At 45.5% G+C, this 7901-nt stretch carries 6 protein-coding genes; 3 read left to right on the forward strand and 3 right to left on the reverse strand.

The window, feature by feature from the left end; all coding sequences use genetic code 11:
* Positions 1-523: 523 nt before the first annotated feature.
* The 3 genes from yiaY to K5Q99_RS09950 all read left to right on the forward strand — a co-directional run bounded on the left by yiaY (position 524) and on the right by K5Q99_RS09950 (position 3401).
* A complete protein-coding gene (gene yiaY / locus K5Q99_RS09940; RefSeq protein ID WP_220776764.1) occupies positions 524-1672 on the forward strand; it encodes an L-threonine dehydrogenase in 1149 nt (382 codons plus the stop codon).
* Positions 1673-2541: 869 nt separating this feature from the next.
* On the forward strand, positions 2542-2907 hold the full coding sequence (locus K5Q99_RS09945; RefSeq protein WP_028760718.1) for a hypothetical protein: 366 nt from the start codon (positions 2542-2544) through the stop codon (positions 2905-2907).
* Between the two features lie 287 nt (positions 2908-3194).
* Positions 3195-3401: a hypothetical protein gene (locus tag K5Q99_RS09950; RefSeq protein ID WP_106651161.1), complete on the forward strand. Its 207-nt coding sequence runs from the start codon at positions 3195-3197 to the stop codon at positions 3399-3401.
* Positions 3402-3481: 80 nt separating this feature from the next.
* Here K5Q99_RS09950 and K5Q99_RS09955 read toward each other — a convergent pair whose 3' ends face one another.
* From K5Q99_RS09955 to aceB, 3 genes are all read right to left on the reverse strand, one after another.
* Complete coding sequence (locus K5Q99_RS09955) at positions 3482-3850, reverse strand: acyl-CoA thioesterase (protein ID WP_006080843.1); 369 nt, start codon at positions 3848-3850, stop codon at positions 3482-3484.
* A gap of 546 nt (positions 3851-4396) precedes the next feature.
* A complete protein-coding gene (gene aceA / locus K5Q99_RS09960) occupies positions 4397-5722 on the reverse strand; it encodes an isocitrate lyase (protein WP_012588215.1) in 1326 nt (441 codons plus the stop codon).
* Positions 5723-5862: 140 nt separating this feature from the next.
* Complete coding sequence (gene aceB, locus K5Q99_RS09965) at positions 5863-7512, reverse strand: malate synthase A (RefSeq protein ID WP_107948555.1); 1650 nt, start codon at positions 7510-7512, stop codon at positions 5863-5865.
* Positions 7513-7901: the final 389 nt, after the last annotated feature.

The raw sequence follows: 7901 nt of genomic DNA on the forward strand, positions 1-7901 counted from the left end.
ACTATCAACCTTAAATATCACAGTGACCAAGATCACGATTTAGTTATGCAAAAAAGAATTAGTTTGTAAAAACAAGATAAACGTATAGATTTCTTTGACTTGCGGCCCTACCACAACCACAGCAGCACGCATAAATTAATATTAGATATCAAACTAATTAACTGAAGATAGTGCTACGAATGAGAGTATTAGTGAGGTTTGACCTCTGTTAGATTTAACAATTGAGCCGTGAAATGTTGGATTAAATGACGGGGCAAAAATGCAATAAAAAGACCAGTAAAAGATATTCAAAAATGATGTATCACCACGGGCGTAAACAATCCAGAAAAACCATACCGTACGCCGACACTGATACCCGTCATAAAAGTCCGAAGTTTAGTTACCGGGTTCCAACTTTAGTGGGAAATTGGCCCCAGATAAGCGCTGAACTCGATCAAGCTCACACTTTCACTACCTCCAAATTGGTAGCTTGAACATCAGAAACGAAAACAAATTTATCTTTGCAAATTAATAGGTGGATTTTATGGCTGCTAAATTTTTTATTCCTTCTGTCAACGTATTAGGCCAAGGCGCAGTGGATGACGCTATCGGTGACATCAAAACCTTAGGCTTTAAGCACGCACTCATAGTGACAGACAAACCCTTAGTCAACATTGGCTTAGTCGGTGAAGTGGCCGAAAAACTCGGTCAAAATGGCATTACCTCCACCATTTATGATGGCGTACAACCTAACCCAACCGTGACGAACGTCGAAGCCGGTTTAGCCCTGTTAAAAGCCAACCAGTGTGACTTTGTGATTTCCCTCGGCGGCGGCTCCCCCCATGATTGCGCCAAAGGTATCGCCCTTGTTGCCACCAATGGCGGCAGCATTAAGGATTACGAAGGGTTAGATCAATCTGCAAAACCACAGTTGCCATTAGTGGCCATTAATACGACGGCAGGTACTGCCAGTGAAATGACGCGCTTCTGTATCATTACCGATGAAGCCCGCCACATTAAAATGGCGATTGTCGATAAACACACTACGCCTTTGCTGTCGGTCAATGACCCTGAGCTCATGCTGAAAAAACCCGCGAGCCTCACGGCCGCAACCGGTATGGATGCACTCACTCACGCGGTTGAAGCCTATGTGTCTATTGCAGCCAATCCGATCACCGACGCCTGTGCGATCAAGGCCATAGAATTGATTCAGGCTAACTTAGTCAACGCGGTTGAAAACGGTCAAGACATCAACGCCCGTGAACAAATGGCCTACGCTCAGTTCTTAGCGGGTATGGCGTTTAACAATGCCAGCTTAGGTTATGTGCATGCGATGGCGCACCAGTTAGGCGGTTTCTACGATCTGCCCCACGGTGTGTGTAACGCCCTGCTGCTGCCCCATGTGCAGGAATACAATGCTCAGGTCGTCCCTGCTCGCTTAAAAGACATTGCTAAGGCTATGGGTGTGGATGTGTCTGCGATGACAGATGAGCAAGGTGCTAGTGCGGCGATAGCGGCAATCAAAAAACTGTCTGTTGCGGTTAAGATCCCAGAAAACCTGACCTTGTTAGGCGTGAAAGCGGAAGATATTCCAACACTTGCGGATAACGCGTTAAAAGATGCCTGTGGATTCACCAATCCAAAACAAGCGACCCATGCGGAAATCTGTCAGATCTTCACTAATGCGCTGTAATTGTGCGCAGTAATCGCCATACCTTACCAATCGCAAGTTATCGCACTGCAATCGTGCGCTAACTTGCTGGATAACGACTGATTGTCCTGCTAGTGCGTAAACACGACTTCATCCTCCAATGAATTCGTTTTAGGCTCCAATAGTGCACAGATTATTGCTGCACTATTGGGGCCTTTTTTATAACTGTATCAACAAGATGGTAAGGTAAGTTGCTATCTTAAAAATTAAGTAACAAAAACCAACATAAAACTCAGTGTCTATGCACCTTTGCACTGACAAAACACTCACAAATCAGCATATTCAAGAAGAAAAGATCTGAACCTCAAATATTCATAGCAAAATGATATAAAAAACGTGATCTCTGTGGGTTACAGACTGTTACAGATCCGATAAGATTGCCCCAGTTCGCTTTTTCCCTGCAAAAGATGAAGCCAGCTGAGAGGCCCGTTCTAACGAATGGGCCTCTGTCCATTCTGCCTTCTGCGTTTTCGCTGCGACCACTGCAACCACTTTTACTGCCACTTAATCGTATTACGCCCACCAAAGCTTAATTAACCTATTTACTCCGCTGTTTGCTCTTTTTATCACTTACACTCAATAAGACTTACTGACGACCAAGTTGTTGCTTTATTAATCAGTAATTCAGCAAAAGCGAAACTTCACCCAAAACTGAGATCTAGCACAAAGTTATTGGCGTAAAACTCATGCTAAATAGAGACATGACAGATTAAGTAAATGGTTAATTTTCATGCAGTAACTATCCTTCTCCGTCAAAAAACATCAAGGCTAAATAGACTTAATTAATGATTGACCGAATTCAAAAACGATGCCTATGATGGCAACAATATCCTCGAACAGGTAGGTACGCTATGACTGCAATCACCCATGTATATAACTACACAGTTAGATGTCCACATTACAAAGATCCTGAACATCCCGTTACTTGGTTAAATCATATTGAAATGAACCAGTCCTGTGAGATCGCGTTAAATCGCATCACTAAATGGCACGAGCTTTCTGGGGAAAAAACCTTCGAAACAAATAAGTTTGTGGTTCGTAAAGCCGAAAATGAAGATGCCTACTTCTCGATGCAGAGTGACAGACTCAAAAATGACGGCCATGCCCTAGTCACCTTTAAAATCTTTTTAGACGATTGCTGTGACGATGCGGCGCCAGAAGAAATCATGCAGCACCTGATTGAAGACTATCAACAACGCTTAGCCAAACTCGAATAATCTTTGCAGTATTATTTAGCGACCTTAGACGCCAGTGCGCAAAACGCCACTGGCGTTTTTATTTGTCGAATTTGATAACTCAATCCACTACGTCATTTAATACTCTTTGTTTCGCTCACTCGGTTGACACTCACCCTGAAGCATTGCAACGGCGACTCGGCAGATAATGTCGCCATAGCGTTATTCAGCTCAAGATCTGTTATATTGTCCCGAATGTTATTTGGCACTGTAAAATTGGCAGGCCCAGTAAATTGAGTTACGAACTTAAATTGAGGATTAGCATCACAATGAATAAAGCGACGCTCATTATTATTCCTTTATTACTCGCGACATCCGCCTGTGCGGATTTAAAGGACGCAGGCCGTGCCATAGGCACAACCACTAAAGATGTCACCAAAGAGATAGGCCACGCGACTCGAGACACCACCAAAGCCATAGGTCATGCCTCGCGGGATGCGGTTAAATCGGTCAAAGAAGATTTAACCAAAGATTAATCACAGTGACGCCTAGGCGTCACTGTCTGTTTTAAGCGTCTGACCTATTCAAACATAATGTATTTTTAGCTCCGCGCCCGCTAAGCCGCATTCGCCCGAATACCATGGGGCACAGGCAATCCTTGGGCATTCACATGCACAAACACCATCTTATCTATACTCACCACTGGCGCCTGCGTCATCTTATTGCGTACTTGGCAGCTGACAGTAATCGAGCTGTGGCCGAGACTCACCAGCTCCAGACCAAACTCAATCACATCCCCTTGATGCGCTGGCGTCATAAAGTTGATTTCAGAAATCAGCTTAGTCACATGGCTAGTGCTCTTCATCTGGCAAGCTGCAAAAATGGCGGCCTCCTCATCTATCCAACTGAGCAACTGACCGCCAAACAGGGTATTTGCTGGATTTAAATGTTCAGGTTTAACTAAACGGCGACTGTAATATTTCATGGCGGTGACCTCAATGTGAATGCCAGCAATCAGCTTTAATGCGCTATAACTTCCCACTGTGTCCAGAGCATTTTTCAGGCCACAATTAATAGCCATTAAATAACAATAATATAGCAATAGGCTGCTGTAAAATAATCCGATTATTGCACCAAGTCGCATCAGAGTTGGATCAGACTTGCACCATATTAATCAGCGCAATCGTGAACCAATAAGCAAAAAAATAGCGACTCATAGAGTCGCCAAGCTAAGGCAAGCAAAAACTTACTGGGTAGGAAGTTAAGTCACAAAATTTGACTTAAAAACCCGCACAGCACATGTAGGCGAACTGCACGGGGAACAACAGCTGCAACGCAGCTAAACACAGGCTTACGGGTAACACTCTTTCATACTCGACTCGAGATTTAGGCTGCAAGCTCGGTAACTCATCACAGTCCGCCCTTGCCCTCTATTTCGAGTTTTTAACCACGCCTTACCACATACATCAGCATAAGGCGTGCTAAGGAGTGATCCACAATCACAATGGATCATCCTAAGCGCTTCTACTGCTTAAAACTGTTCTTCTTCGGTAGACCCAGTCAGTGCGGTCACTGATGAATGGCCACCTTGAATAACCGTAGTCACTTGGTCGAAATAACCTGTGCCCACTTCCTGTTGATGCGCGACGAAGGTGTAACCTTTCTTCGCTGCTGCAAACTCAACTTCTTGAACTTTTTCAACATAATGCTTCATGCCTTCGCCACGCGCATAGTCGTAAGCGAGGTCGAACATGTTGTACCACATGTTATGAATGCCGGCTAACGTGATGAACTGGTACTTGTAGCCCATGTCTGACAAGGCTTGTTGGAAGCGCGCGATAGTGGCGTCGTCCAGATTTTTCTTCCAGTTGAATGAAGGCGAGCAGTTATAAGCAAGCAGTTGATCTGGGTATTGGGCATGAATCGCTTCAGCAAAAATACGCGCTTCTTCCAAATCTGGTTTGGCGGTTTCACACCAAATCAAATCCGCATACGGGGCATAGGCCAGACCACGAGAAATCGCTTGGTCAAGACCGGCTTTCACACGGTAGAAACCCTCATTGGTACGCTCGCCAGTCACAAAATCACGATCGTATGGGTCGCAATCTGAAGTTAACAAATCGGCCGCGTTAGCATCGGTACGGGCGATAACCAGTGTATCGACACCGCTCACGTCCGCCGCTAAACGTGCAGCAACCAACTTTTGAACCGCTTCTTGGGTTGGCACTAATACTTTGCCGCCCATGTGACCACATTTTTTCACTGAAGCTAACTGATCTTCAAAGTGAACACCGGCAGCGCCCGCGTCGATCATCGACTTCATCAGTTCGAAGGCATTTAATACGCCGCCAAAACCCGCTTCTGCGTCAGCAATGATTGGCAGGAAGTAATCAACAAATTTTTCATCTTCTGGATTAACGCCATTGCCCCACTGGATTTGGTCAGCACGACGGAAAGAGTTATTGATACGTGATACCACAGCCGGCACAGAGTTGGCTGGGTATAAAGATTGATCTGGGTACATAGTGCCGGCTAAGTTAGCATCGGCAGCCACTTGCCAACCTGAAAGGTAAATCGCTTCGATACCCGCTTTCGCCTGTTGTACCGCTTGACCGCCCGTTAACGCGCCGAGCGAATTCACGTAGCCTTTTTTAGCGCCGCCGTTAACCAGTTCCCATAACTTAGCCGCACCACGCTTAGCGATAGTATTCTCAGGCACGATTGAACCGCGAAGTGCTACCACTTCTTCTGCGGTGTAAGGACGACGCACGTTTTTCCAACGTGGGTTTTCTGCCCAATCTCGCTTGATTGCATCAATCTGTTCTTGACGTGAAGTCTGAGTCGTTGCCTTAGTCATAGTGTCGCTCCTTTCTCTTTGATGTTGTAGCTATCGTGAAACTGCCCCCCAGTTTCACTCTGCTAAATGGTTTGGTTGGCGGTAGCCCCGCCACGGCTAAATCTGTTTTACCTAAAACGGGTCAAGCAAATGGGTTCATCCTAGGCCGTCAGCATTTCGTAACCGGGTAAGGTTAAGAAATCGACCAGCTCGTCGGAGGTGGTAATGTCTTCGAGCAACACCGCCGCTTGGGTGAATTTGCCATGGGTGAATCTGTCGCTACCCACTTCTTTTTTCACGTTCGACAGCTCTTCAACCAACATGTCTTTAAAGAGTTGCTTGGTCACGAGTTTGCCGTTTGATAGCGACTTACCGTGTTGGATCCATTGCCAAATTGAGGCTCTAGAAATCTCAGCCGTCGCCGCATCTTCCATTAAGCCGTAAATAGGTACGCAACCGTTACCGCTGATCCACGCCTCTAAATACTGCAGTGCGATACGAATGTTCAGGCGCATCCCCTGTTCAGTGCGCTCACCGTCGCAGGTTTTAAGCAGTTCGCTAGCCAGAATTGGCGCGTCTACATCACGGGTAATATGTAATTGATTACAGTGATCTTGGCCTATGTATTCGTTGAAAATTCCCATAGCGGTATCGGCAAGACCTGGGTGCGCCACCCAAGTACCATCGTGGCCGTTACGCGCCTCTAGTTCTTTATCTCGACGAACCCGCTGCAATACCGCTTCGTTCTGAACCGGATCTTTAGCTGGAATAAAGGCTGCCATGCCGCCCATCGCTAATGCACCGCGTTTGTGGCAGGTCTTAATCAAGAGCCTTGAATAAGCACTTAAGAAAGGCGTATCCATAGTGACGGCTTGGCGATCCGGTAAGACTCGGTCGCTATGACGCTTTAATGTTTTGATGTAGCTGAAGATGTAATCCCAACGACCACAGTTCAGTGCGACGATATTGGAACGTAGTTCATAGAGAATTTCGTCCATTTCGAACACGGCAGGCAAAGTCTCAATCAAGCAAGTACATTTAATCGTGCCCGCTTGCAGACAAAACCTTTCCTCAACAAAAGCAAACACTTTTGCCCACCAGCGCGCTTCAATATGACTTTCTAACTTAGGGATATAAAAGTATGGACCGCTGCCCTTGGCCAAAAGTTGGCGATAGTTGTGGTAGAAATACAGTGCAAAATCAAACAGTGAGCCAGGAATCGCTTTGCCATTAAACTGCACGTGCTTTTCTTTAAGGTGCAGACCACGAACGCGGCAAATAAGCACTGCAGGATTTGGCCCTAATTTGTAGTGCTTACCCGTGTCCGGCGCTGTGTACTCAATATCACCACGCACGGCATCGCGTAGGTTGATTTGACCTTCGACAACTTTTTCCCAGCTCGGTGCTAAGGAATCTTCAAAGTCGGCCATAAACACTTTGGCATTGGCGTTGAGCGCGTTAATCACCATCTTACGTTCAACGGGACCAGTGATTTCTACGCGGCGGTCAAGCAAGTCATCGGGAATACCGCGAATTTGCCATGCACCATCACGGATAGCGCGGGTTTCAGGCAGAAAGTCAGGTAATGTTCCTTTATCGATACGTGCTTGTTTATCTTTACGTTTAGCGAGTAAGGCAGGTACTTCGTCGGCAAACTCACGACAAAGGGATTCGAGTAAGGCGACAGCCCCTTCGGTAAAGATGACTTCTTGGCCTGGAATGTCACGACCCACAATATTAAGGGTGGCATTTGCTGTAGCTTTACCCAGTGTCGAATTCAATTGCTGTTCACTTAAAGTGTGTTCCGTCATCTTGATGCCCTCCCAAGAGGCTCCACTATCACAGGCTTAACGCTGACATATAAAGCAGTAGCATCCCCAATCACTACGGCTTATAAACTCACCAAAAAACCATCAAATGTTTGTTTCGAACTAAAACTTACCGACAAACGTTTGTATTTGCAACAGTCCAAGATTGACAAAAACGAGCATTAGCCTTAGTAAAATCCATACTAAAATTGGTCTGACCAAGCACGAGAATCAAATCTAAACACTTAATTAAAAAAGGATTAAACATTTGGATCACATTTAGCAATCCAAGTTGAATGTAATTTGTCAGACAACTTTACCAACCAATACGCAACGTAATTATTTACGTAATTAAATAACTAAAAGTAAATTTATAAATACAGTATTTTTAT

The sequence above is a fragment of the Shewanella hafniensis genome, assembly GCF_019655335.1.
Taxonomy (GTDB): Bacteria; Pseudomonadota; Gammaproteobacteria; order Enterobacterales; family Shewanellaceae; genus Shewanella; species Shewanella hafniensis.